General features: G+C 55.9%; 23 protein-coding genes. 11 read left to right on the forward strand and 12 right to left on the reverse strand.

The genetic code is table 11. From position 1 onward, the window contains the following. The first annotated feature begins 7 nt into the window (after nucleotides 1-7). On the forward strand, nucleotides 8-1,741 hold the full coding sequence (locus tag ABLV08_RS10770; protein WP_015366069.1) for a potassium/proton antiporter: 1,734 nt from the start codon (nucleotides 8-10) through the stop codon (nucleotides 1,739-1,741). Between the two features lie 16 nt (nucleotides 1,742-1,757). On the opposite strand, the gene dadX is transcribed toward ABLV08_RS10770, so the two are convergent. Both dadX and ABLV08_RS10780 read right to left on the reverse strand, forming a co-directional pair. Further along, nucleotides 1,758-2,828 carry a catabolic alanine racemase DadX gene (dadX, locus tag ABLV08_RS10775; RefSeq protein WP_015705840.1) on the reverse strand — a complete coding sequence of 357 codons (1,071 nt, stop codon included), beginning with the start codon at nucleotides 2,826-2,828 and terminating at the stop codon, nucleotides 1,758-1,760. Nucleotides 2,829-2,837: 9 nt separating this feature from the next. Next, a complete protein-coding gene (locus ABLV08_RS10780) occupies nucleotides 2,838-4,136 on the reverse strand; it encodes a D-amino acid dehydrogenase (protein ID WP_126028128.1) in 1,299 nt (432 codons plus the stop codon). 321 nt (nucleotides 4,137-4,457) lie between these two features. On the opposite strand from ABLV08_RS10780, the gene ABLV08_RS10785 reads away from it, so the two are divergent. Continuing rightward, nucleotides 4,458-5,990 carry a SpoVR family protein gene (locus ABLV08_RS10785; RefSeq protein WP_015705842.1) on the forward strand — a complete coding sequence of 511 codons (1,533 nt, stop codon included), beginning with the start codon at nucleotides 4,458-4,460 and terminating at the stop codon, nucleotides 5,988-5,990. A gap of 52 nt (nucleotides 5,991-6,042) precedes the next feature. Here ABLV08_RS10785 and fadR read toward each other — a convergent pair whose 3' ends face one another. Further along, nucleotides 6,043-6,762 (reverse strand): fatty acid metabolism transcriptional regulator FadR, encoded by a 720-nt coding sequence (gene fadR / locus ABLV08_RS10790; RefSeq protein WP_015366064.1) that lies wholly within the window; start codon nucleotides 6,760-6,762, stop codon nucleotides 6,043-6,045. Between the two features lie 235 nt (nucleotides 6,763-6,997). Here fadR and nhaB point away from each other — a divergent pair, with 235 nt between their 5' ends. The 3 genes from nhaB (at nucleotide 6,998) to ABLV08_RS10805 (ending at nucleotide 9,675) form a co-directional block, all read left to right on the forward strand. Beyond that, on the forward strand, nucleotides 6,998-8,548 hold the full coding sequence (gene nhaB / locus ABLV08_RS10795) for a sodium/proton antiporter NhaB (RefSeq protein WP_042893438.1): 1,551 nt from the start codon (nucleotides 6,998-7,000) through the stop codon (nucleotides 8,546-8,548). 132 nt (nucleotides 8,549-8,680) lie between these two features. Then, nucleotides 8,681-9,211 carry a disulfide bond formation protein DsbB gene (gene dsbB / locus ABLV08_RS10800; RefSeq protein WP_047048679.1) on the forward strand — a complete coding sequence of 177 codons (531 nt, stop codon included), beginning with the start codon at nucleotides 8,681-8,683 and terminating at the stop codon, nucleotides 9,209-9,211. A gap of 119 nt (nucleotides 9,212-9,330) precedes the next feature. Further along, nucleotides 9,331-9,675, forward strand: a complete 345-nt coding sequence (locus ABLV08_RS10805) for a DUF1971 domain-containing protein (RefSeq protein ID WP_015366061.1) — start codon at nucleotides 9,331-9,333, stop codon at nucleotides 9,673-9,675. Nucleotides 9,676-10,196: 521 nt separating this feature from the next. Here ABLV08_RS10805 and ABLV08_RS10810 read toward each other — a convergent pair. From ABLV08_RS10810 to ABLV08_RS10820, 3 genes are all read right to left on the reverse strand, one after another. Further along, a complete protein-coding gene (locus ABLV08_RS10810) occupies nucleotides 10,197-10,643 on the reverse strand; it encodes a YcgN family cysteine cluster protein (RefSeq protein ID WP_047048681.1) in 447 nt (148 codons plus the stop codon). 93 nt (nucleotides 10,644-10,736) lie between these two features. Continuing rightward, complete coding sequence (locus ABLV08_RS10815) at nucleotides 10,737-11,396, reverse strand: fumarylacetoacetate hydrolase family protein (RefSeq protein WP_032705943.1); 660 nt, start codon at nucleotides 11,394-11,396, stop codon at nucleotides 10,737-10,739. 17 nt (nucleotides 11,397-11,413) lie between these two features. Further along, complete coding sequence (locus ABLV08_RS10820; protein WP_032711914.1) at nucleotides 11,414-11,695, reverse strand: YcgL domain-containing protein; 282 nt, start codon at nucleotides 11,693-11,695, stop codon at nucleotides 11,414-11,416. Nucleotides 11,696-11,821: 126 nt separating this feature from the next. Here ABLV08_RS10820 and minC point away from each other — a divergent pair, with 126 nt between their 5' ends. From minC to minE, 3 genes are read left to right on the forward strand one after another with little or no spacing between them, the layout of a single operon-like run. After that, nucleotides 11,822-12,523: a septum site-determining protein MinC gene (gene minC / locus ABLV08_RS10825; protein ID WP_015366055.1), complete on the forward strand. Its 702-nt coding sequence runs from the start codon at nucleotides 11,822-11,824 to the stop codon at nucleotides 12,521-12,523. A 23-nt stretch (nucleotides 12,524-12,546) separates the two neighbouring features. Next, complete coding sequence (gene minD / locus ABLV08_RS10830; protein WP_015366054.1) at nucleotides 12,547-13,359, forward strand: septum site-determining protein MinD; 813 nt, start codon at nucleotides 12,547-12,549, stop codon at nucleotides 13,357-13,359. Between the two features lie 3 nt (nucleotides 13,360-13,362). Beyond that, nucleotides 13,363-13,632, forward strand: coding sequence for a cell division topological specificity factor MinE (gene minE, locus ABLV08_RS10835; RefSeq protein ID WP_015366053.1), 270 nt, complete (start codon nucleotides 13,363-13,365; stop codon nucleotides 13,630-13,632). 96 nt (nucleotides 13,633-13,728) lie between these two features. Here the strand turns inward: minE and rnd are convergent, their stop codons facing one another. The 5 genes from rnd to ABLV08_RS10860 all read right to left on the reverse strand — a co-directional run bounded on the left by rnd (nucleotide 13,729) and on the right by ABLV08_RS10860 (nucleotide 20,352). Beyond that, the gene (gene rnd / locus ABLV08_RS10840) at nucleotides 13,729-14,844 is read right to left on the reverse strand and encodes a ribonuclease D (RefSeq protein ID WP_162182289.1); all 1,116 of its coding nucleotides are present in this window, start codon (nucleotides 14,842-14,844) and stop codon (nucleotides 13,729-13,731) included. 242 nt (nucleotides 14,845-15,086) lie between these two features. Beyond that, the gene (gene fadD, locus ABLV08_RS10845) at nucleotides 15,087-16,772 is read right to left on the reverse strand and encodes a long-chain-fatty-acid--CoA ligase FadD (protein WP_015705923.1); all 1,686 of its coding nucleotides are present in this window, start codon (nucleotides 16,770-16,772) and stop codon (nucleotides 15,087-15,089) included. Nucleotides 16,773-16,980: 208 nt separating this feature from the next. Continuing rightward, nucleotides 16,981-17,562, reverse strand: a complete 582-nt coding sequence (locus tag ABLV08_RS10850) for a Slp family lipoprotein (protein WP_015366050.1) — start codon at nucleotides 17,560-17,562, stop codon at nucleotides 16,981-16,983. 38 nt (nucleotides 17,563-17,600) lie between these two features. Next, nucleotides 17,601-18,296, reverse strand: coding sequence for a tRNA (adenosine(37)-N6)-threonylcarbamoyltransferase complex dimerization subunit type 1 TsaB (gene tsaB, locus ABLV08_RS10855; protein ID WP_015705925.1), 696 nt, complete (start codon nucleotides 18,294-18,296; stop codon nucleotides 17,601-17,603). Between the two features lie 145 nt (nucleotides 18,297-18,441). Next, nucleotides 18,442-20,352, reverse strand: a complete 1,911-nt coding sequence (locus tag ABLV08_RS10860; RefSeq protein WP_015705926.1) for an ATP-dependent DNA helicase — start codon at nucleotides 20,350-20,352, stop codon at nucleotides 18,442-18,444. 131 nt (nucleotides 20,353-20,483) lie between these two features. Here ABLV08_RS10860 and ABLV08_RS10865 point away from each other — a divergent pair, with 131 nt between their 5' ends. Next, nucleotides 20,484-20,828 (forward strand): RidA family protein, encoded by a 345-nt coding sequence (locus ABLV08_RS10865; RefSeq protein ID WP_348855839.1) that lies wholly within the window; start codon nucleotides 20,484-20,486, stop codon nucleotides 20,826-20,828. Here ABLV08_RS10865 and ABLV08_RS10870 read toward each other — a convergent pair whose 3' ends face one another. Further along, nucleotides 20,829-21,014, reverse strand: a complete 186-nt coding sequence (locus ABLV08_RS10870; protein WP_015366046.1) for a YoaH family protein — start codon at nucleotides 21,012-21,014, stop codon at nucleotides 20,829-20,831. A gap of 85 nt (nucleotides 21,015-21,099) precedes the next feature. Here ABLV08_RS10870 and pabB point away from each other — a divergent pair, with 85 nt between their 5' ends. Then, the gene (gene pabB / locus ABLV08_RS10875) at nucleotides 21,100-22,455 is read left to right on the forward strand and encodes an aminodeoxychorismate synthase component 1 (protein WP_126026602.1); all 1,356 of its coding nucleotides are present in this window, start codon (nucleotides 21,100-21,102) and stop codon (nucleotides 22,453-22,455) included. A gap of 3 nt (nucleotides 22,456-22,458) precedes the next feature. Next, nucleotides 22,459-23,037 carry a CoA pyrophosphatase gene (locus ABLV08_RS10880; RefSeq protein ID WP_126026601.1) on the forward strand — a complete coding sequence of 193 codons (579 nt, stop codon included), beginning with the start codon at nucleotides 22,459-22,461 and terminating at the stop codon, nucleotides 23,035-23,037. Nucleotides 23,038-23,095 lie beyond the last annotated feature (58 nt).

Here is a 23,095-nt window from a genome sequence, read left to right on the forward strand (position 1 = left end):
GTGAACATTGGACGCCGCTGCGGTCATTAGTCTGTTTATCCTGGGTTCTGTTTTAGTAACCTGCAGTATTTTATTGAGTTCTTTCTCCTCGCGCCTCGGCATCCCGATTCTGGTTATCTTCCTCGCTATCGGTATGCTGGCAGGCGTTGACGGTATCGGCGGCATTCCTTTCGATAACTATCCCTTCGCCTATATGGTGAGTAACCTCGCGCTGGCGGTGATCCTGCTGGACGGCGGTATGCGCACCCAGGCCAGTTCGTTTCGCGTGGCGCTCTGGCCAGCGCTATCGCTGGCGACGGTCGGCGTGCTGATAACCTCCGCCCTTACCGGGATGATGGCGGCATGGCTATTCAAGCTCGATTTAATCGAAGGGCTGCTGATCGGCGCCATTGTCGGCTCCACCGACGCGGCAGCGGTCTTCTCGCTGCTCGGCGGTAAAGGGCTTAACGAGCGCGTCGGCTCGACCCTTGAAATTGAATCCGGTAGTAACGACCCGATGGCGGTATTCCTCACCATTACCCTGATTGAAATGATCCAGCAGCATGAAGCCGGTCTGAGCTGGATGTTTGTGGTGCATATCATTCAACAGTTCGGTCTGGGTATCGCTATTGGTCTTGGCGGCGGCTATTTGCTGCTGCAGATGATTAACCGTATTGTCCTGCCCACCGGGCTCTACCCGCTGCTGGCGCTAAGCGGCGGGATCATGATTTTCGCCGTCACCACGTCTCTTAACGGTAGCGGTATCCTCGCGGTCTATCTCTGCGGTTTCCTGCTCGGTAATAAACCCATTCGCAACCGCCACGGCATTCTGCAAAACTTTGACGGCCTGGCGTGGCTGGCGCAAATCGCCATGTTCCTCGTCCTGGGTCTGCTGGTGACGCCGTCCGACCTGTGGCCGATCGCGATTCCGGCGCTACTGCTGTCAATGTGGATGATCTTCATCGCGCGTCCGCTGTCGGTATTCGCCGGCCTGCTGCCGTTCCGCGGTTTTAATCTGCGCGAGCGAGTGTTTATCAGCTGGGTCGGATTGCGCGGCGCGGTGCCGATTATCCTCGCTGTTTTCCCGATGATGGCCGGGCTTGAGAACGCGCGGCTGTTCTTTAACGTCGCCTTTTTCGTGGTGTTGATTTCACTGCTACTTCAGGGCACCTCGCTCTCCTGGGCGGCGAAAAAAGCGAAAGTCGTAGTACCACCGGTCGGCTGGCCTATCTCACGCGTCGGGCTGGATATCCATCCGGAAAATCCGTGGGAACAGTTTGTCTACCAGTTGGGTGATGATAAATGGTGCGTTGGCGCAGCGTTGCGCGACCTGCACATGCCGCCGGAGACTCGCATCGCGGCACTCTTCCGCGACAACGTACTGCTGCATCCTACCGGCAGCACGCGGCTGATGGATGGCGATATTCTTTGTGTTATCGGCCGCGAGCGCGACCTGCCGGCGCTGGGTAAAATGTTTAGCCAGTCGCCGCCGGTTTCTCTCGATCAGCGATTCTTTGGCGACTTCATCCTCGATGCGGAAGCTAAATTCGCCGACGTGGCGCAGATCTACGGCCTCGACGGCGGCGAGGAGTTTCGCGAGCATCAGCAGTCGCTGGGTGATGTGATACAGCAACTGTTAGGCGCCGCGCCGGTCGTTGGCGATCAGGTGGAGTTTGCCGGTATGGTGTGGACGGTCGCGGAAAAAGAGGACGATCACGTACTGAAGGTGGGTGTGCGGGTCGCGGAAGATGAGGCGGAGTGATCCGCCTCACACAAAGTTACACTGTCACTACCGGCACGCGTGGCGCCAGGGCGCACATTAATTCATAACCGACGGTGCCGCTGGCCGCAGCGACATCGTCAATCTTAATCTCCTGTCCCCATAACTCGACCGGCGCGCCAATACCCGCATGCGGGCAAGGCGTCAGATCTACCGCCAACATATCCATCGAAACACGCCCGACGGTGGTGGTGCGTACGCCGTCGACCAGCACCGGCGTGCCGCTCGGGGCGACGCGCGGATAGCCGTCGGCATAACCGCAGGCGACAATGCCGATGCGCTGCTCGCCGGATGTCTGATACAGCCCACCATAGCCCACCCGTTCGCCGCTTTTCAGCGTCTGTACGGCAATCACTTCACTGCTGAGGGTCATCGCCGGTTTCAGGCCGCTATTGGCAATATCCCGCCACTGGCCCGACGGCGATGCGCCATACAGCACAATTCCCGGACGCACCCAATCAAAGTGCGCTTCCGGATGCCACAGCGTGGCCGCTGAGTTCGACAACGAACGCGGGCAGTCCAGCCCCTCCGCCGCCTGTTCGATACGGCGCATGGGCTCCGCGATGCCCTCCGGGTTTTCCGCATCAGCGAAATGCGACATCAGCGTCATTTCACCGACGTTGGCGAGCGATCGCAGCTGTTGCCAGACGGTATGCACTCGCTCGGGCATAAAGCCCAGTCTATTCATACCGCTATTCACTTTAAGATAGATATCCAGCGGCGCATGCAGTTTAGCCTGCTGCAGGGCTTTAATTTGCCAGTTGCTGTGTACGCTGGTGGTCAGACGATACTTATCAAGCAGCGCCAGTTCATCGGCGTGAAAGAACCCTTCCAGCAGTAGAATCGGTCCTTTCCAGCCCTTTTCCCGCAGCAGGATTGCCTCTTCGAGATTGAGCAATGCGTATCCATCTGCGGCGTTCAGCGCCTGCCACATCCGCGCCAGGCCGTGGCCATAGGCATTCGCCTTGACCACCGCCCAAACGCGCGCCCCAGGGGCGGCGCGGCGAACAATCTGTAAATTCTGACGTAAAGCCGACAGATCAATGCTGGCTTTTACCGGACGAGACATGGAGGCTCCTTAGTTATGCACGCCGTGCAGATGCTGAGCGCGAGCCGGCGTAAAGCCCGGGCTGTAACGCGCCACGGCCAGATCATCATAAGGGATCGCCGGCGTACGCCCGGAGATCAGGTCACTCAGAAGCTGCCCGGACCCGCAGGCCATGGTCCAGCCCAGCGTGCCGTGCCCGGTGTTCAGCCACAGGTTTTTGTACGGTGTACGGCCAACCACCGGCGTACCATCCGGCGTCATCGGCCGCAGGCCAGTCCAGAAGGTGGCCTGCTCAACGTAGCCGCCGCGCGGGAACAGATCGCGAACCACCATCTCCAGCGTCTCGCGGCGCGGCTTCAGCAACTCTTTATTGAAGCCGACAATTTCCGCCATCCCGCCAACGCGAATACGCTTATCGAAACGGGTAATCGCGATTTTGTAAGTCTCATCAAGGATAGTCGATACCGGCGCGCCGCTCTCTTCGGCAATCGGAATAGTCAACGAGTAGCCTTTCAGCGGATAGACCGGGATATCCACCAGCCCTTTGAGCATCGCGGTGGAGTAAGAACCAAACGCCATCACGTAGGCGTCGCCCTTAATAATTTCCTCGCCGCATTTCACACCGGCGATTTGATCGCCTTCGTAAAGCAGCGCATCGACAGAGGTATTAAAGCGGAAAGTCACCCCTGCCGCCTCGGCCATCGCCGCCAGACGGGTGGTGAAGAGCTGGCAATCGCCGGTTTCATCGTTTGGCAGGCGCAGGCCGCCGGTCAGTTTATGACTGACTTCCGCCAGCGCCGGTTCGACTTCGCGCAGGCGATTGGCTTCCAGCAGTTGATACGGCACACCGGCCTCTTCCAGCACGGCGATATCGCGAGTGGCGTTTTCATACTGTTTTTCGGTGCGGAAAAGCTGCAGGGTGCCCCCCTGGCGGCCTTCATACTGGATACCGGTGGTTTCACGCAGCGCTTTCAGGCAATCACGGCTATATTCCGCCAGGCGCACCATACGCCCTTTATTTTCCATATAGTGGCGGGTATCGCAGTTACGCAACATCTGCCACATCCACTTGAGCTGGAACTGCGTGCCGTCAAGGCCAATCGCCAATGGCGCATGGCGCTGGAACATCCATTTAATCGCCTTCAGCGGCACGCCCGGCGCCGCCCACGGCGCCGCGTAGCCGGGAGAGATCTGCCCGGCGTTGGCGGCGCTGGTTTCTTCAGCGGGCCCTGGCTGACGGTCGATAACCGTCACCTCATGTCCCGCCTGGCTTAAATACCAGGCGCTCGCTACCCCAACCACCCCACTTCCCAGTATGACGACTCGCATAGCCACTCCGTAATAGTTAAAGAACAATCATCTAATTACAAATTGATAACCCAGATGAAAATATTATTCAACATACGCTTTATTTATGGTGACTTATCTCACACCAAACCGCACCAGCACTGACACCAGAGATTTACGATCTCCTGCTGCGCTTTATTTTTCCTCAGTATAAAATGCTGCACAAATGTTAAATTAAGGCCTTTAGGATTGTGAAATCGCGAAGAAAAGAAATTACCCGCAGACGCAGTTTGTTATGGCGTGTTCTATGCTTGATAAGAGGTTCTCCATAAAGAGAGAACCACCAACAACGAGGGCGCGCTAATGGCTACGATTGATTCCATGAACAGGGACACCACCCGGTTAAGCGATGGACCCGACTGGACTTTTGAACTGCTGGAAACCTATCTCGCCGAGGTCGATCGGGTGGCGAAACTGTATCGTCTTGACACCTATCCGCATCAAATCGAGGTGATCACCTCCGAACAAATGATGGACGCCTACTCCAGCGTCGGGATGCCGATCAACTATCCCCACTGGTCGTTCGGCAAAAAATTTATCGAAACCGAGCAGGCGTATAAACACGGTCAGCAAGGTCTGGCCTATGAGATAGTCATTAACTCCAACCCTTGTATCGCTTATTTGATGGAGGAGAACACCATTACCATGCAGGCGCTGGTGATGGCGCACGCCTGTTATGGGCACAACTCCTTCTTTAAAAACAACTATCTGTTCCGCAGCTGGACCGATGCCAGCTCAATCATCGACTACCTTATATTCGCGCGTAAATACATTACCGAATGTGAAGAGCGCTACGGCGTCGATGAAGTCGAAAAATTGCTCGACTCCTGCCATGCGCTAATGAACTACGGTGTCGACCGCTACAAACGCCCGCAGAAAATATCGCTGCAGGAGGAGAAGGCGCGACAGAAAAGCCGCGAAGAGTATCTGCAAAGCCAGGTGAACATGCTGTGGCGTACTCTGCCAAAACGGGAAGAGGAAAAAGCCATCGAGGCGAGCCGCCGTTATCCTTCCGAACCGCAAGAGAACCTGCTGTACTTCATGGAGAAGAACGCGCCGCTGCTTGAGTCCTGGCAGCGCGAGATCCTGCGTATCGTGCGTAAGGTCAGCCAGTATTTTTATCCGCAGAAGCAGACTCAGGTTATGAACGAGGGTTGGGCGACATTCTGGCACTACACCATCCTCAATCATCTGTATGACGAAGGAAAAGTGACAGAGCGCTTTATGCTGGAGTTTCTGCACAGCCACACCAACGTGGTGTTCCAGCCGCCCTACAACAGCCCGTGGTACAGCGGGATCAACCCCTACGCGCTGGGTTTCGCCATGTTCCAGGATATTAAACGTATCTGCCAGTCGCCAACGGAAGAAGATCGCTACTGGTTCCCGGATATCGCCGGTTCCGATTGGCTGGAGACGCTGCATTTCGCCATGCGCGATTTTAAAGATGAGAGTTTTATCAGCCAGTTCCTGTCACCGAAGGTGATGCGCGATTTCCGCTTGTTCACCGTACTCGACGACGACCACAATAATTACCTGGAGATTTCCGCCATTCATAATGAGGAAGGCTATCGGGAAATTCGTTCTAAGCTGTCGGCGCAGTATAACCTCAGCAACCTCGAACCGAATATTCAGGTCTGGAACGTTGACCTGCGCGGCGACCGTTCGTTGACGCTGCGCTATGTGCCGCACAACCGCGTGCCGCTGGATAAGAGCCGCCGCGAGGTACTCAAACACGTTCACCGCCTGTGGGGCTTTGACGTGATCCTTGAGCAGCAGAATGCCGACGGCAGCGTTGAGCTGTTGGATCGCACGCCGCCGCGGCAGAACGCGCTGTAAGGCTGAAAAAAATGCCCGGATTATCCGGGCATTTTTATAGAGTGAGCCGTACTTAGCGCATATTAATGGCTAAATCGCCGGGCAGCGTTTTTTGCATCCGATGCCAGATCTCGCCGCTGTTGTGGCCATAGGCGCGGACGATTTCGTACACTTTATCGTGCTGACTCTCTTCGCACACTTTCGCCAACTGGTGATAGAAACCCAGCGCCAGGCTACGCGCTTCCGGATTAGCAAAATAGTGACGGCCGATGCGGGTATACAGCCCCTTCATGCCGTTGAGGATCAGACCGTAGATGGGGTTGCCGGAGGCAAACGCCAGACCGCGGAAGATGTTGTAATCCAGTTCGGCGAAAGCGTCGGCATGATCTTCAACTTCACGGGCGGTAGACAGTACCTCCAGCGCTTTGTCCGGGTGCTGGCGGAAGGCGGTACGAATAAAAATCGTCGAGATATTGGTGCGCACCGACAGCAAGTTATCAATCAGTTGCGGTACGCTATCATGGTCGAGGCGCGCCAGCGTCTCAAGAATATTCAGTCCGGAGGTTTCCCAGAAGTTGTTCACCTTCGTCGGTTTACCGTGCTGGATAGTCAGCCAGCCATCACGGGCCAGACGTTGCAACACTTCGCGCAGAGTTGTTCGGGTCACACCAATCAGTTCAGAAAGTTCACGTTCAGCAGGGAGAATAGATCCAGGCGGGAAACGGTTATTCCAGATACTTTCAATGATGTACTCTTCCGCGAAACCCGCAGGGCTTTGCGCCTTAATGACCATAGTAAGATTTCCATTACACAGCGTTGCAAATTGCACTCATCATACCAGAGCAGTCATACGCCAGATAGCATCTGAAAGTAATTAAAAGGGGATCGCCGTTTCATTTTCAGCTTTTGCTTAACGCCTTCCATTACCTGTCATGCGCCGCGAAGAAAGTTGCTTCCCTTTTTACTCAACTGGTAATCTTGCAATAGTTACGCATAAAATCATGTTGTTTGACGGAAGGACCTCTGTCGTGGAAATGTCTTATGGCCGCGCCCTGTGGCGCAATTTTCTTGGCCAGTCGCCAGACTGGTACAAGCTTCTCCTGATTATCTTCCTGGTGGTTAACCCGCTGGCGTTTTATCTGCAACCATTTGTTGCCGGTTGGCTGTTAGTGGTAGAGTTTATCTTCACCCTGGCGATGGCGCTCAAATGCTACCCGCTACTGCCTGGCGGCCTGCTGGCGATAGAAGCGGTGCTGATCGGTATGACCAGCCCCGAACATATCCGCGAAGAGATAGCCAATAATCTCGAAGTCCTGCTGTTGCTGATGTTTATGGTGGCCGGGATCTATTTCATGAAGCAGCTATTGCTGTTTATTTTTACCCGTCTGTTGCTGGGGATCCGCAGCAAGATGCTGCTGTCGCTGGCCTTCTGCCTTGCGGCCGCCTTTCTCTCCGCCTTCCTCGACGCGCTCACCGTCGTGGCGGTGGTCATTAGCGTGGCAGTAGGCTTTTACGGCATTTATCATCGCGTCGCCTCCGCGCGGCCTGATGATAACGACATGCTTGATGACAGCCACATCGATCAGCATTACCGCGACGTGCTCGAACAGTTCCGCAGCTTTTTACGCAGCCTGATGATGCACGCCGGCGTCGGTACCGCCCTCGGCGGCGTGATGACCATGGTCGGCGAACCGCAGAACCTAATTATCGCCAAAGCCGCCGGCTGGCACTTCGGTGAGTTCTTCATTCGTATGTCGCCGGTAACCCTGCCGGTTATCCTGTGCGGCCTGATAACCTGCCTGCTGCTGGAAAAATTTCGTCTGTTCGGCTATGGCGAGCCGCTGCCGGTACCGGTGCGCAAAGTCCTGCAGGATTTCGACGACCGTAGCCGCCAGAGCCGTAGCCGCCAGGATCGGATGCGCCTTATCGCCCAGGGGATCATCGGCGTGTGGCTGATTGCCGCCCTCGCCCTGCATCTGGCGGAAGTTGGCCTGATTGGCCTCTCCGTCATCGTGCTGGCAACCACCTTTTCCGGCGTGACCGACGAGCACGCCATCGGTAAAGCCTTTACCGAAGCGCTGCCGTTTACCGCCCTGCTGACGGTGTTTTTCGCTATCGTGGCGGTGATTATCGATCAGCATCTGTTTGCCCCAGTGATTGAGTTCGTCCTGCAGGCTTCGCCGCACGCTCAGCTATCGCTGTTCTATCTGTTTAACGGCCTGCTGTCGTCCATCTCCGATAACGTCTTTGTCGGTACGGTGTATATCAACGAAGCAAAAGCGGCGCTGGAGCATGGCGTTATCAGCCTGCAGCAGTTTGAAATGCTGGCGGTCGCCATTAATACCGGTACTAACCTGCCCTCCGTCGCCACCCCCAATGGCCAGGCCGCATTTCTGTTCCTGTTGACCTCGGCGCTGGCGCCGCTGATCCGCCTCTCTTATGGCAGAATGGTGTGGATGGCGCTGCCTTATACCATCGTGTTAACGCTGGTCGGCCTGCTGTGCGTCGAAACCCTGTTGATGCCGGCCACCCAGTGGATGCTCAGCCACGGCTGGTTGACCACCCCAATACTGCCGTAATTGCGCAGCCCGTTACCCGGGTTCACCCCGGGTAATGAATATTCATTTACGTAATATTTTCCGACTAGCGGATGGCGTCGCGGTAGTTTTCGTTTACACTGCCATGATTTAGCATGTTCCAGGGAAATGATTATGTTGCAATACTTAAACCAGTGCTCACGGGGACGCGGCGCCTGGCTCTTGATGGCGTTAACCGCTTTTATACTTGAATTAGTGGCGCTGTGGTTCCAGCACGTGATGCTGCTGCAGCCCTGCGTGTTGTGTATTTATGAACGCTGCGCCCTGTTTGGCATTATGGGCGCCGGACTGGTGGGCGCTATCGCGCCGAAAACTCCGTTGCGCTACGTCGCGCTGCTGATCTGGCTATACAGCGCCCTACGCGGTTTGCAGTTAGCCTGGGAACACACCATGATTCAGCTGTACCCCTCTCCGTTCCAGACCTGCGATTTCGCCGCGCGTTTCCCGACATGGCTGCCGCTGGATAAATGGCTGCCGCAGGTATTCGTCGCCACCGGCGACTGCTCCGTGCGCCAGTGGGAATTCCTGACGCTGGAGATGCCGCAGTGGCTGGTAGGCATCTTTGCCGCTTATCTGGTCATCGGTCTGCTGGTGCTGATCGCTCAGCCATTTAAGGCTAAAAAACGCGATCTGTTCGGCCGTTAAGTTATCCTGCCAGATAGAAAACGCTCCTTCGGGGGCGTTTTTTATGCCTGTAAGTTGACGACGCCCCTTTAAAGATGCATATTAAATACATCTTATATGCATCCACTGAGGAGCTCACCATGTCTCACCTGCGTATCCCAGCTAACTGGAAAGTTAAACGCTCCACTCCGTTCTTCACTAAAGAAAATGTTCCGGCGGCGCTGCTCACCCATCACAATACTGCCGCTAACGTTTTCGGTCAGCTGTGCGTAATGGAAGGAACGGTAACCTACTACGGTTTTCATGACGAGCAGGCTACCGAGCCGGAGGTGAAGGTCGTCATCAACGCCGGGCAGTTCGCCACCAGCCCACCGCAGTATTGGCACCGTATCGAGCTCAGCGATGATGCCCAGTTCAATATTAACTTCTGGGTTGAGGATGAAAGCCACGGCGAAGACGGCCTGTTCCACGCAAAGAAAAGCTAATCCCCTGATGCGCAAGCGGTTGATCATCGACGTCCGGATGTTTAAAGTCGTTACCCGAAAGGCTCGTCTTGTTTGAGTCTGAAATGGGATAAGTCACCATGAGCATAGTCTGGTATATGACGCTAATCTGCATTGTCGTCGCGTATTTAATGATGAGTTTCCTGCCCATCTGATCGCCGCAAGCAGTCATCGCGCCGGGGAGACCTGGCAGCTCGTCAACTCCCTTTCAGCCCGGCCACCGCGCCGGGTCTATTTTTTTCTACATCTGCTTTACAAATATTCCTAAAGTTCCCCGCCCCCGCGCCGATGATGAAATGCCAAACGCACCTGGTGATGATGACTTAAATGTGGGGTTTCCGATGAGTAGAAACGGCTGGCGTTCGCTTAGTGTTGTTTTTTTCCCATGCGCTTTATTATGGGCAGGGATTATCTGGCTGGCATTGAGAATGATGGGATATTAATGCGAATAAAGAACCGGGCCGCGCAGGCAGGGAATGCCCGGTTCTAATATTTTGATGAGTTTACTGCGCCCAGCCTGGTTTGTTTAAAATATGGTCCTGCCAGTCGACGACGGTGGACTCTTTTACCGCTATATGGCGCACGGAAATACGTTCGCCGTGCATCGCCACTTTTGAGCCGGTCAGCAGCGGGTGCCAGTGCGGCAGCGTTTTACCTTCCGCCAGCAGTCGATAGGCGCAGGTGTGCGGCAGCCATTCGAAGGTCGGCAGATTATCACGCGTGAGTTTGATGCAGTCCGGTTCGTACTCGAAGCGACGCTCGTAGTTACGGCACTGGCAGGTTTTAATGTTGAGCTGACGGCAGGCGACGTTGGTAAAGTAAATCTCGTCGGTATCTTCATCCATTAGCTTATGCAGGCAGCACTGTCCGCAGCCGTCGCACAGTGATTCCCACTCCGCGTCGGTCATTTCATCCAGTGTTTTTTGTTGCCAGAAAGGTTGTTCGCTCATTGGGATGTCCGTCATTACAATTCAGGGTGCACCTTATAACCAGTCTGGCACGCCGATGCAAGTTTTGCCGCCCCAAAAGGCGGCAAGCGGACGTTACAGCACACGGGTGGATAACGTCAAACCATTGAAGCCGACTTCCAGCTCATCGCCGCTGGCGAGCGGCCCGACCCCCTCCGGGGTCCCGGTCAGAATGATATCGCCCGCTTTCAGCGTAAAGAAGCGCGACATATAGGCAATTAGCGGTACGATCTTATGAATCATATCCGCAGTCGTCCCCTGCTGGCGAACTTCACCATTAATCTTCAGGCTTAGCGGCATATTTTGCGGATCGCCGTTGAACTCGGCTGCAGGAATAAAACCGGAGATTGGACAGGCGTTATCGAACCCCTTGGCTTTCTCCCACGGTTGCCCGGCCTTTTTCATCTTGCCCTGAATATCACGCAGGGTGAGATCCAGCGCCACGCCATAACCAGCAATCGCCTTACGCACGTGGTCTTCGCTGGCCTGGCGCAAGGTGCTGCCGATCAGCACCGCCAGTTCAACCTCATGGTGCACCGATCCCAATCCTTCAGGAAGTACCAACGGCTGGCGGATATCGCATAGCGCCGTTTCAGGTTTAATAAACAGCACCGGCTCTTCCGGCATCGCGCTGCCCATCTCCTTAATATGTTTTGCGTAATTACTGCCAACGCAAACCACTTTGCTCACTGGATAATCCAGTAACTCGCCCTGCCAGTTATGATGTTGGTACATTATTTTCCCTCAATGGGTTAATCGGATTTATTCCCCTGTTCCGCGAGGTGTTTCTTGAGTAGATTCTCAGGAGGGGGAGGAAGTTGGAGGTAATAGCCCTGATCGACGAGCGCTTGTTTTACTTTTTCGAGGTCAGCGTTAGCCAGCGTCTTGCGCCCGTCGAGCGGCAGCAACATGGTCATCTGCGGGCTGCCGAAGCTTGCCATCAGTTCCGGCGGGACGCGCGAGAAATCGTCCTTTTTTTCGACATATAAATAGGTTTGTTCACGTTTAGTACTTCGATAGATCACACAAAACATAGTTTTACTCGGAATTAGACCCGTGGTCACTTGCCTCAATATATGAGTGACTATAACATGCCTTTTAGTCTTCGGAATATCACCGCACTTCGGCGGATGATAAACAGCAAATTGAGTAAGGCCAGGATGTCAAATACGCCAATCGAACTTAAGGGCAGTAGCTTCACCTTATCTGTCGTTCATTTGCACGATGCAAATCCCGAGGTTATTCGTCAGGCGTTAGAAGACAAAATCGCCCAGGCTCCCGCTTTTTTACGTCATGCACCGGTCGTGGTCAACATCAGCAGTATTGAAGAGAGCGTCGACTGGCGCCCGATGCATGAAGCTATCGTCGCCACCGGTTTACGCATCATGGGGGTGAGCGGTTGTAAAATTTCCCGCCTGAAAACGGAAATCGACCGCGCCGGGATCCCGCTACTGACGGAAGGAAAAGAGAAAATCGTTCGTCAGGCGCCGCCGCCGGAACCCGTTGAACCGCCACCAGTTGCTACGCCGATCACAAAAACGCGTTTGATTGATCTGCCGGTACGTTCCGGTCAGCGCATTTATGCGCCACACTGTGATCTAATTGTTACAAACCATGTGAGTGCCGGAGCGGAACTTATCGCTGATGGTAACATCCATGTGTATGGCATGATGCGGGGACGTGCGCTGGCTGGCGCAAGCGGCGACAGAGATGCCCAAATATTTTGTACTAACCTCTCGGCGGAACTGGTGTCCATCGCAGGGGAATATTGGCTGAGCGATAACATCCCAGCTGAATTTTATGGCAAAGCGGCGCGCCTGCGTTTAGGCGACGGTGCTTTGACAATTCAACCGTTCAATTAATCCCTTTTTAACAAGGAATTTCTATGGCACGCATTATTGTTGTGACTTCGGGTAAAGGGGGCGTTGGTAAGACCACCTCCAGCGCGGCCATCGCTACTGGTTTGGCCCAGAAGGGAAAGAAAACTGTCGTTATCGACTTCGATATCGGCCTGCGTAACCTCGACCTGATTATGGGATGCGAGCGTCGGGTGGTTTATGATTTCGTCAACGTTATCCAGGGCGATGCCACTCTCAATCAGGCGCTAATCAAAGATAAGCGTACTGAAAATCTCTATATCCTTCCGGCTTCTCAGACCCGTGATAAAGACGCGCTGACCCGCGAAGGCGTAGATAAAGTTCTAGAAGAACTGAAAAAGATGGACTTCGATTTTATTGTCTGCGACTCCCCGGCAGGCATCGAAACCGGCGCGCTAATGGCGCTGTACTTCGCTGACGAAGCCATCATCACCACTAACCCGGAAGTCTCCTCCGTACGCGACTCCGACCGTATTCTTGGCATTCTGGCCTCCAAATCCCGTCGCGCGGAAAATGGCGACGAGCCGATTAAAGAGCACCTGCTGCTGACGCGCTACAATCCAGGCCGCGTGAACAAAGGCGACATGCTGAGCATGGAAGACGTGCTGGAAATTCTGCGCATCAACCTGGTGGGCGTGATTCCGGAAGATCAGTCTGTACTGCGCGCATCGAACCAGGGCGAGCCGGTGATTCTGGATACCGTTTCAGATGCGGGTAAAGCCTATGCGGATACTGTGGATCGTCTGCTCGGAGAAGAACGTCCTTTCCGCTTCATCGAAGAAGAGAAGAAAGGTTTCCTCAAACGCCTGTTCGGAGGATAAATTATGGCATTACTCGACTTTTTTCTCTCGCGAAAAAAGAACACGGCTAACATTGCGAAAGAACGCCTGCAAATCATCGTCGCGGAGCGCCGCCGCGGCGACGCGGAACCGCATTACCTGCCGCAGCTGCGCAAAGATATCCTGGAGGTCATCTGTAAATACGTGCAGATAGACCCAGAGATGGTCAGCGTACAGCTGGAACAGCGCGATGGTGATATTTCGATTCTCGAGCTGAACGTGACCCTGCCAGAAGCTGAAGAGTCGAAACCCTGACCCTGTTGTCGCATTAACGGCATCTCGCCGTAGTATTAAAAAAACCGGTCACGCAACGCGCGGCCGGTTTTTTTATGGCCTGAAGGGCGCTCAGGATTAGCGCGGGTAGTTGTTGAGCAGCGCGTTCAGACGCTCGGCCATCAATTCACCGCGCCAGCCGGAAACCAGCTCCGGCTCGCCGTTTTTGGTTTTCAGCTGCCAGTGCCAGTTCAGCAGTTGGTTAATCTGGCGGCGAGACGCCAGTAGTTCGGCGCTCACGCCCTTCTCAGCGCTCACTTCCTGTACCAGCGCTTTAATATCTTTAAAGGCTTTGCGGTATCCCGGCATATCGATCAGGTTTTGCAATGGCTCAGGCAGCGCCGATTCCGGCAAGGCCTGCGCTTTCTCAACCAGGCTAATCAACGTTTTGCCGTGGAAGCGAATTTCACTCCCGGATAAACCCAGACTATCAAGCTCGCCAAGGCTGGTCGGCATATAGCGCGCCACGCTCCACAGATGCTCTTCGCGTACCACAAAGTTCACCGCCAGGTTACGCTCGCGCGCTTTGCGCAGACGCCACTCCGCCAGCAACTGCAGGCAGCCCAGCTGACGTGTACGCAGTTGCCAGGCATTGCCGATTTCCCGCCACGCCTCCGCCGGGTCAAGGACTTCCTGACGGCGCTGCTGCATCAGGTGGCACTCGTTCAACGCTGCCGGCAGCCAGCCCGCATGGTCGGTTTCCGCCATTAATTTGCTGGCGATCGGCAACAGATACCAGACATCGGCGGCCGCGTATTCGCACTGACGCTCGGTCAGCGGTCGGGCCAGCCAATCGGTACGTGATTCGCTTTTGTCCAGCGCGACGCCGGAATACTCTTCAACCATTGAAGCAAAGCCCCATGACATCGGACGCCCACAGAAAGCGGCCAGAATCTGGGTGTCGATCAGCGGCTGTGGCATCAGGTTGAACGCGTTGAGGAAGACTTCTAAATCTTCGCTGCCCGCATGCAGATATTTGGTGACATTTTGGTTAAGCAGCAGCTCGCGCATCGGCGCCCAGTCGTTGATGGTCAACGGATCGATCAGAGAAACCTGTTTGCCGTCGAACAGCTGCAGCAAACCAAGCTGCGGATAGTAGGTGCGGGTGCGAACAAACTCGGTATCCAGCGCAACCGCAGGCGCCGAACTTGCCGCTTCACAGATAGCGCGCAGGCCATCGTCGGTGGTGATCATCTGATAGTTCAAATCATACTCTCTTAACTTGCGCCCATAAAAAACGCCGGCTTAGCCGGCGCGAGATTAATCACAAACCTCATGCAATCGTTGGGCTTGCAGATTGCACCAGACAAATAACAAGGAAAATCAATTTATTGATTTTCGGCCGATAACCACAAAGAAGGAAAAACCACGCTTTTTCCTTCTTTGTCAGTAATCTGGACGCCGGCTTAGCCGGCGCAGGGCGACTCACTCGTTGCTTAGCCTTTATTGTCTACTTTAGCACGGGCTTCGTCACGCAGTTCTCGTCGTAAAATTTTGCCGACGTTGGATTTCGGCAGTTCATCACGAAACTCCACCAGCTTCGGCACTTTGTAGCCGGTCAAATGGCGACGACAGAAAGTAATCAGCGCTTCTTCGGTTAACGCGGCATCTTTCTTCACCACAAAGATCTTCACCGCTTCACCGCTGCTGCCGGAGGGTACGCCGACGGCTGCCACTTCCTGTACGCCGGAGTGCTGCATCACAACATCTTCGATTTCATTCGGATAGACGTTAAAACCGGAAACCAGAATCATATCTTTTTTACGATCGACGATCCGCAGAAAGCCTTCATCATCCATCACCGCGATATCGCCGGTATGCAGCCAGCCATCTTTAATGATTTCATCGGTGGCATCCGGACGCTGCCAGTAGCCCAGCATCACCTGCGGCCCTTTGATGCAAAGCTCGCCCGGCTCACCCGGCGCGACTTCATTATCGTCATCATCGACCAGCTTGGCTTCGGTCGATGGCACCGGCAAGCCGATGCTACCGCTGTGGTAGTCGATATCATGCGGGTTAACGCTCACCAGCGGCGAGCACTCCGTCAGGCCGTAGCCCTCCAGCAGATACTGGCCGGTCAGTTTCACCCAGCGCTCCGCTACCACCTGCTGCACCGGCATGCCGCCGCCGGCGGAAAGATGCAGCGAAGAGAAATCAAGCTGCTGGAATTCTTTATTGTTCAATAGCGCGTTAAACAAGGTATTCACCCCGGTCATCGCGGTGAAAGGATATTTTGCCAGCTCTTTTACCAGACCCGGAATATCACGCGGATTGGTAATCAGCAGGTTCTGCCCGCCAAGTTCGATAAACAGCAGGCAGTTCATGGTCAAAGCGAAGATGTGATAGAGCGGCAGCGCGGTCACCACCAGCTCTTTACCGCGGTGCAGTAGCGGACCGTAGGTCGCATTCACCTGTTCAAGGTTAGCCAGCATATTGCGGTGGGTCAGCATCGCCCCTTTCGCCACGCCGGTGGTACCGCCGGTGTACTGCAGGAAGGCCAGATCGTCCGCGACGATTTCCGGCTTCACGTACTGCATACGGTAGCCATGCTGCAGGGCGCTACGAAATGAGATGGCGTCCGGTAGATGATATTTCGGCACCAGCCGCTTAATGTACTTCACCACAAAGTTGACCAACGTCCCTTTGGCGGTGGAGAGCTGGTCGCCCATCCGCGTCAGGATGACGTGTTTTACCTGGGTTTTATCAACGACTTTCTCCAGGGTATGTGCGAAGTTGGAAACGATCACAATCGCCGCCGCACCGCTGTCATTGAGCTGGTGCTCCAGTTCGCGCGGGGTATACAGCGGGTTGACGTTGACGGCAATCATTCCGGCACGCAGGATCCCAAACAGCGCCACCGGGTATTGCAGCAGGTTAGGCATCATCAGCGCGACGCGATCGCCCTTCTGTAGCCCTAAACCTTGCTGGAGATAAGCGGCGAAAGCGCGGCTGCGCTCTTCCAGCTTACGGTAGGTCATCACCTCGCCCATGTTGATAAATGCCGGCTGATCGGCATAACGGGTGGTGGCGTGTTCAAACAATTCAACCAGGGATTGATAGCGGTCAGGATTTATCTCCGCCGGAACATCGGCGGGATAACGGTTTAGCCAAACCTTTTTCACTGCTTCACCTCTGAAATAGTTATTCGTCGTCATCACAGCCCCTGATCAACAAACATTTTGTTAACATTATATTAACTCAGCGTACCAGTTTATTAATTAGGCGTTTTTCAGGTTGCGAAGCGCGTCACTATTTATTTTTCTTATGAGACTTAAAAACACGAAACAGCGGGCTAGCCGCTGTTTCTATTCCATTATAAAAACAACAAAATCATTCCGTTACGACATTTCTGACCTCAGCCGGGCCCGGATTATACCAACCCCAGCCACCGTATCCGTAGCCCCAGGGGCGCGGACCGAGCATCCACGGGTCAATGGGCTGCGGCGGCATCACCACCTGCTGCACCACGTTCCAGCGCTTATAGCCGGTGGCGTTCATCAACATGAATTTATACGGCGTTGCGCCAACTTTACCGTCGACAACGCCGCTAATCGGCCCAACCACGGTGACCAACTGGCCACGGAAATCGACCGGATCGAGGAAACCGCTCACGTCGGCGAGGATACGGCCGCGCGAAGGTTCGCCCAGTTCCGGTCGCGCACCGCTATCCAGCGGTACGGTGGCAATCTCTAAGCGGGTTTTCCCCTGCTGGTTCTGCACGTTGACAACCTTACCGCCAAAACGCGCTTCCTGGCCGATATACAGCTGCGGCGCGTTCATCACCCGCACTAAATCCTGCTGCGGCGTAGGGCTGGTGCCTTTAATAGCATCCGGCACCGATACGCAGCCGCTTAGCGCAACGGCAACCGCCGCGGCTAACAGCCAACGAACGCCCTGTTTTTGACCCGCCATAATGCGACTCCTTCTCTCAGTCTTCTCTCTACTGAGATTCACTCGCGGCCAGGAAGTTTCTTCCACGCCACTTCGTTTCGCAAATAAACGGGTTCCGCATGCTCAACGGCCACGGTTTTTCCCGCCGCCAGCAGCTGAATGGCCAGCGGCAGCATATCTTCTGCCGCCGGCAGTTCGACCTCGCCGCTGCTCAAGGTCAGCCCGCTCTCTTTCGCCAGATCCGGCCACGCCTGCCAGCCGGTGCCGACGGTAGCCCATTCGCCGGAAAGCCGCGCCAGGCGGTCGGCAACCGCAGCCGGTTTGAGGACCGCTTCTGTTTCTTCACCGTGCCAGACGCCATCTTCGTCGCGCTGATACTCGGCCCAGTAGACCTCGCCCATACGCGCGTCAATGGCCGCCAGCACACGAGTAGCGCCGGTTTTGCGCCACGCGCCCTGGGCCATCGTCGCCAGCGTAGAGACGCCGATCATTGGCAACTCAGCGCCCAGCGCCAGTCCTTGCGCAATACCGATACCAATACGTACGCCGGTAAAGCTGCCCGGACCGCGGCCAAAGGCCAGCGCGTCCAGTTCATTCAGCGTAGTGCCGCTTTCAGTGAGGACCTCCTGCACCAGAGGCAGGATACGTTGGGTGTGTTCGCGAGGACAAATTTCAAAATGGGCGCTCTGGGCGCCATCATTCCACAGCGCCGCGGAGCACGCCTCCGTGGCGGTATCGATAGCCAAAATTCGCATGGGTGGTCACGCTCTCGTTACATATTCCAGGCTTTAGGGCGGTAAATTCATCGACTGGCGGACTCACCGCCGCCGCACCGCCCGAAATCCATTGGGGATAGCTGATTTACAAAATGGCGCGCAGCTTACCACATTTTGCGACGGATTACCTTGCCGGCGGTACAGCGAGAAAGCGCACTGCCCGGCGGATATCGCGGGTACGCGGCGCGGGTGGCAGGCTGGCCAGGAACACGGCGCCGTAAGGACGCATCACCAGCCGGTTGTCACAGATAACCAGAACGCCGCGATCGTCAATATCGCGGATCAGGCGCCCGACGCCCTGTTTGAGGGTAATGACGGCATCCGGCAACTGCACTTCATCGAACGGGTCGCCGCCGCGCAGTCGACAGTCTTCCATTCGCGCTTTGAGCAGCGGATCGTCCGGTGAGGTAAAGGGCAGCTTATCGATAATCACCAGCGACAGCGCGTCGCCGCGCACGTCGACCCCTTCCCAGAAGCTACTGGTCGCCACTAATAGGGCATTGCCGGCACTAACAAACTGCTGCAGCAGTTGACCTTTACTGGTCTCCCCTTGCAGCAGTACCGGCAGCGTCATGGTAGCGCGGAACTGCTCCGCCAGGTCGCGCATCATGGCGTGCGAAGTACACAGCATAAAGCAGCGGCCGTCGTTAGCTTCGATCAGCGGTTTCAGCATTGCCGCCAGATGGCGCGCCGCGCCGGGCTGGTTTGGCAGCGGTAAATTGCGCGGTACGCAGAGCAGCGCCTGATGTTGATAATCAAACGGGCTTGGCAGCAACAGCGTCTGCGCGTCATCGATGCCGAGGCGGGCGGTAAAGTGGTGGAGATCGTCATTAACCGACAGCGTCGCCGAGGTAAAGATCCAGCTTCCTGACTTTTGCGCCATCACCTCTTTAAACTTCTCCGCGACGGTCAACGGCGTCAGGGCGAGGGTAAAATGCCGCGAGGTGCATTCATACCAGTAGCTATAGCCCGGCTGATTAATCTCTTTAAGCCGCTTCAGGCGGCCACGGTAGAGCGTCGCGCGCTCAAAGGCGGCGTCGAGCAGCGCCGAGCGGCCAAGCGAGAGTTTGGCGACGTCATAACACAGTTCAAGCGCGTCATCGAGCAGCAGCAGCGCGCGCTGAATGTGGCTATCCGCCAGCAGTTCGCGCAGGTTGCCGCGATAGCCCGGATCGCCCAACTGCAGACGGAAATCCTGCGCGCTTTGCGCCAGACGATCGGCGCATTTTTGCAGCTGTTGGGTATCTTTCAGTTCGGTACGGTAGGCAATGGTGATGTCTTTGGCCAAATCCAGTAGCTGGCGGCTGGAGAGCGACTGGCCAAAATACTGGCTGGCGATATCCGGCAGCTGATGGGCTTCATCGAAGATCATCACTTCCGCTTCGGGGATCAGTTCGGCAAAGCCGCTCTCTTTCACCACCATATCGGCCAGGAACAGGTGATGGTTGACCACCACCACGTCAGCATCCATCGCCTTCTTACGCGCTTTCACCACAAAGCAATCTTTATATAACGGGCAGTCGCTGCCGAGACAGTTATCGTTGGTGCTGGTGACCAGCGGCCAGGCCTGAGAATCTTCGGCGACGCTGGCGCAGGTGCTGATATCGCCATCCTGCGTCTGATTAGACCAGGAGCGCAGAAGAATTACGTCACTTAACGTTTGTACCGGCAGATCGCCGCCCGCCAGCGCCTGCTGTTCAAGGCGTTCAAGGCACAGGTAGTTTGAGCGCCCCTTTAACAGCGCCAGTTTGCCGGTGAATTTAAGTGCTTTAGCGACGGTCGGTAGGTCGCGGCTGTAGAGCTGATCCTGCAGCGCTTTCGAACCCGTGGAGATGATCACCTTTTTCTTCGCGCGCAGCGCGGGCGCCAGATAGGCGTAGGTTTTACCGGTGCCAGTCCCTGCTTCCACCACCAGCGGCCGGGAGGCGTCAATGGCTTCACTCACCGCTATCGCCATCTGGCGCTGCGGTTCGCGCGGCTTAAATCCCGGTATCGCCATGGCCAGCTGGCCGTCTGCTGCAAAATCGTCGATCACGTTGCCCCCTGGTTATTTGGACAGTGATTATGTCAGGGAGGACGGCGTTTCGCCAGCCCGGGTAGTGACGCGGGCGGAACATTGTGGCAGTCTTGCCGCAGCCAAATGGATAGAACAAAGAGGAAAGATAAATGACAATTACGCGTATTGATGCCGAAGCCCGCTGGTCTGATGTGGTGATTCACAACCAGACCATCTACTACACCGGGGTGCCGGAAAACCTCGACGCCGACGCGTTTGAGCAGACCGTCAACACCCTGGCGCAAATTGACGCGGTGCTGGAAAAACAGGGCAGCAATAAGTCACGTATTCTTGATGCCACCATTTTCCTCGCCAATAAAGATGATTTTGCGGCGATGAATAAAGCCTGGGACGCCTGGGTAGTCGCCGGTCACGCGCCGGTGCGCTGCACCGTACAGGCGACCCTGATGAAGCCGCAGTATAAAGTTGAGATTAAAATCATCGCCGCGGCGTAATTACTCGTCTTCGTCGTCATCTTCGAAGCGCGCTACGATCCGGTCGCCGGTGTGCGTGGCGCGCAGTTCATCGGCCACCAGGGCGATTGCCTGGCCGCTGCTCATTCCCTGCGCCATCAATTCCTGAATACGTTCGACCGCTTTTTGCTGTTGCTCATGGCTCAGCGAAGGTAAACCTGCAAACATCACTCACTCCTGCTACATTGTGGGGCGTAATTATTTCACGCCGTCCGCCATTTCGCCAGTGGGCGGCACATTAGGATCGAGGTTAATGTTGTCCCCCGCTATTATCACCCTGCCCTGGCGCCCGGATGCCGCCGAACGCTATTTCGCGCCGTTAAGCGCCACGCCGTGGGCAATGCTGCTGCACTCCGGCTTCGCCGACCATCCGTATAGCCGTTTCGATATTATCGTCGCCGAACCGCGCGCGACGTTGGTTACCCGCGGCGAGCAAACCTGGGTCAACGACGGTGAAGGCAAATTTGTCTCGCAGGACGATCCGCTGCAGCTACTGCAACAGCAGTTGGATCGCTGTCAGTTAACGCCGCAGGCCGATGATAACCTGCCGTTTCTCGGCGGCGCGCTGGGGCTATTCGGCTACGATCTTGGCCGCCGCTTTGAACGTCTTCCGACGCAAGCGCAGGCTGATATTGCCCTGCCGGAGATGGCGGTAGGCATTTATGACTGGGCGCTGATCGTCGATCATCAACGCCAGCAGGTGTCGCTGCTGAGCTATGACGATCCGCAACGGCGCCTGCAGTGGCTGGAATCGCAAACATGCCAGCCGGCTGAACCTTTCTCCCTGACCTCCTGCTGGCAATCGAATATGAGCCGCCAGCAGTACGGCGAAAAATTCCGCCAGGTACAGGCGTACCTGCGCAGCGGCGACTGTTATCAGGTCAACCTGGCGCAGCGTTTTAAGGCCCGCTACCGCGGCGATGAATGGCAGGCATTTCGTAAGCTTAATGCCGCCAACCGCGCGCCGTTCAGCGCCTTCATTCGCCTGCCGGAAGGGGCGATTTTAAGCCTGTCTCCGGAGCGTTTTATTCAACTGCACCAGGGTGACATCCAGACGCGCCCCATCAAAGGCACGCTGCCGCGACTCGATTCTCCGCAGGAAGACGCACGCCAGGCGGCAACGCTTGCCCACTCGCCGAAAGACCGCGCCGAAAATTTAATGATTGTCGATCTGATGCGCAATGATATCGGCCGCGTCGCCGTGCCGGGCAGCGTTCGCGTACCGGAACTGTTTGTGGTCGAACCGTTCCCGGCGGTACATCACCTGGTGAGCACCATCACCGCACGATTGCCTGCTACGCTTGATGCCAGCGATCTGCTGCGCGCGGCCTTCCCTGGCGGCTCCATTACCGGAGCGCCGAAAGTTCGCGCCATGGAGATTATCGATGAACTGGAACCGCAGCGACGCAACGCATGGTGCGGCAGCATTGGTTATCTCAGCCTGTGCGGCAATATGGATACCAGCATTACTATTCGTACGATCACCGCCTGGCAGGGCCAACTGTACTGCTCAGCGGGCGGCGGTATCGTGGCGGACAGCGAAGAAGCCGCGGAATATCAGGAAACTTTTGATAAAGTTAACCGTATCCTGCATCAACTGGAGAGCTAGAACATGGCGGCTAACGCCCTCAATCTGGACGACTTTCTATCCCGTTTTCAACTGCTGCGCCCGCAGCCCTCGCCACAGTCGCTAAACCAGCGCCAGGCGGCGGTACTGGTGCCGATTGTCCGTCGGCCGCAGCCGGGACTGTTGCTGACCCAGCGTTCGCCGCTGCTGCGCAAGCACGCGGGCCAGGTCGCCTTCCCCGGCGGCGCAGTAGATAACACCGACGCTACATTGATTGCCGCCGCGCTGCGCGAGGCGCAGGAAGAAGTGGCGATCCCGCCGGAAGCAGTTGAAGTGATCGGCGTGCTGCCGCCTGTCGACAGCGTCACCGGCTTTCAGGTGACGCCGGTTGTTGGCATAATCCCCCCGGACCTGCACTATCATGCCAGTCAGGACGAGGTGTCTGCGGTGTTTGAAATGCCGCTGGAAGAGGCGTTGCGCCTGGGTCGTTACCACCCGCTGGACATCCATCGGCGCGGTAATTCACATCGCGTCTGGCTATCGTGGTACCAACATTATTTTGTCTGGGGAATGACCGCCGGCATTATTCGCGAGCTGGCGCTGCAAATCGGCACTCGCCCTTAGCTATAATAAGTAATGAGAAGCCGCTCTCACTATTAGTAAAACCAAGGTTATCCATTAG

The organism is Klebsiella sp. CN_Kp088 (assembly GCF_040064335.1).
Classification (GTDB): domain Bacteria; phylum Pseudomonadota; class Gammaproteobacteria; order Enterobacterales; family Enterobacteriaceae; genus Klebsiella; species Klebsiella aerogenes.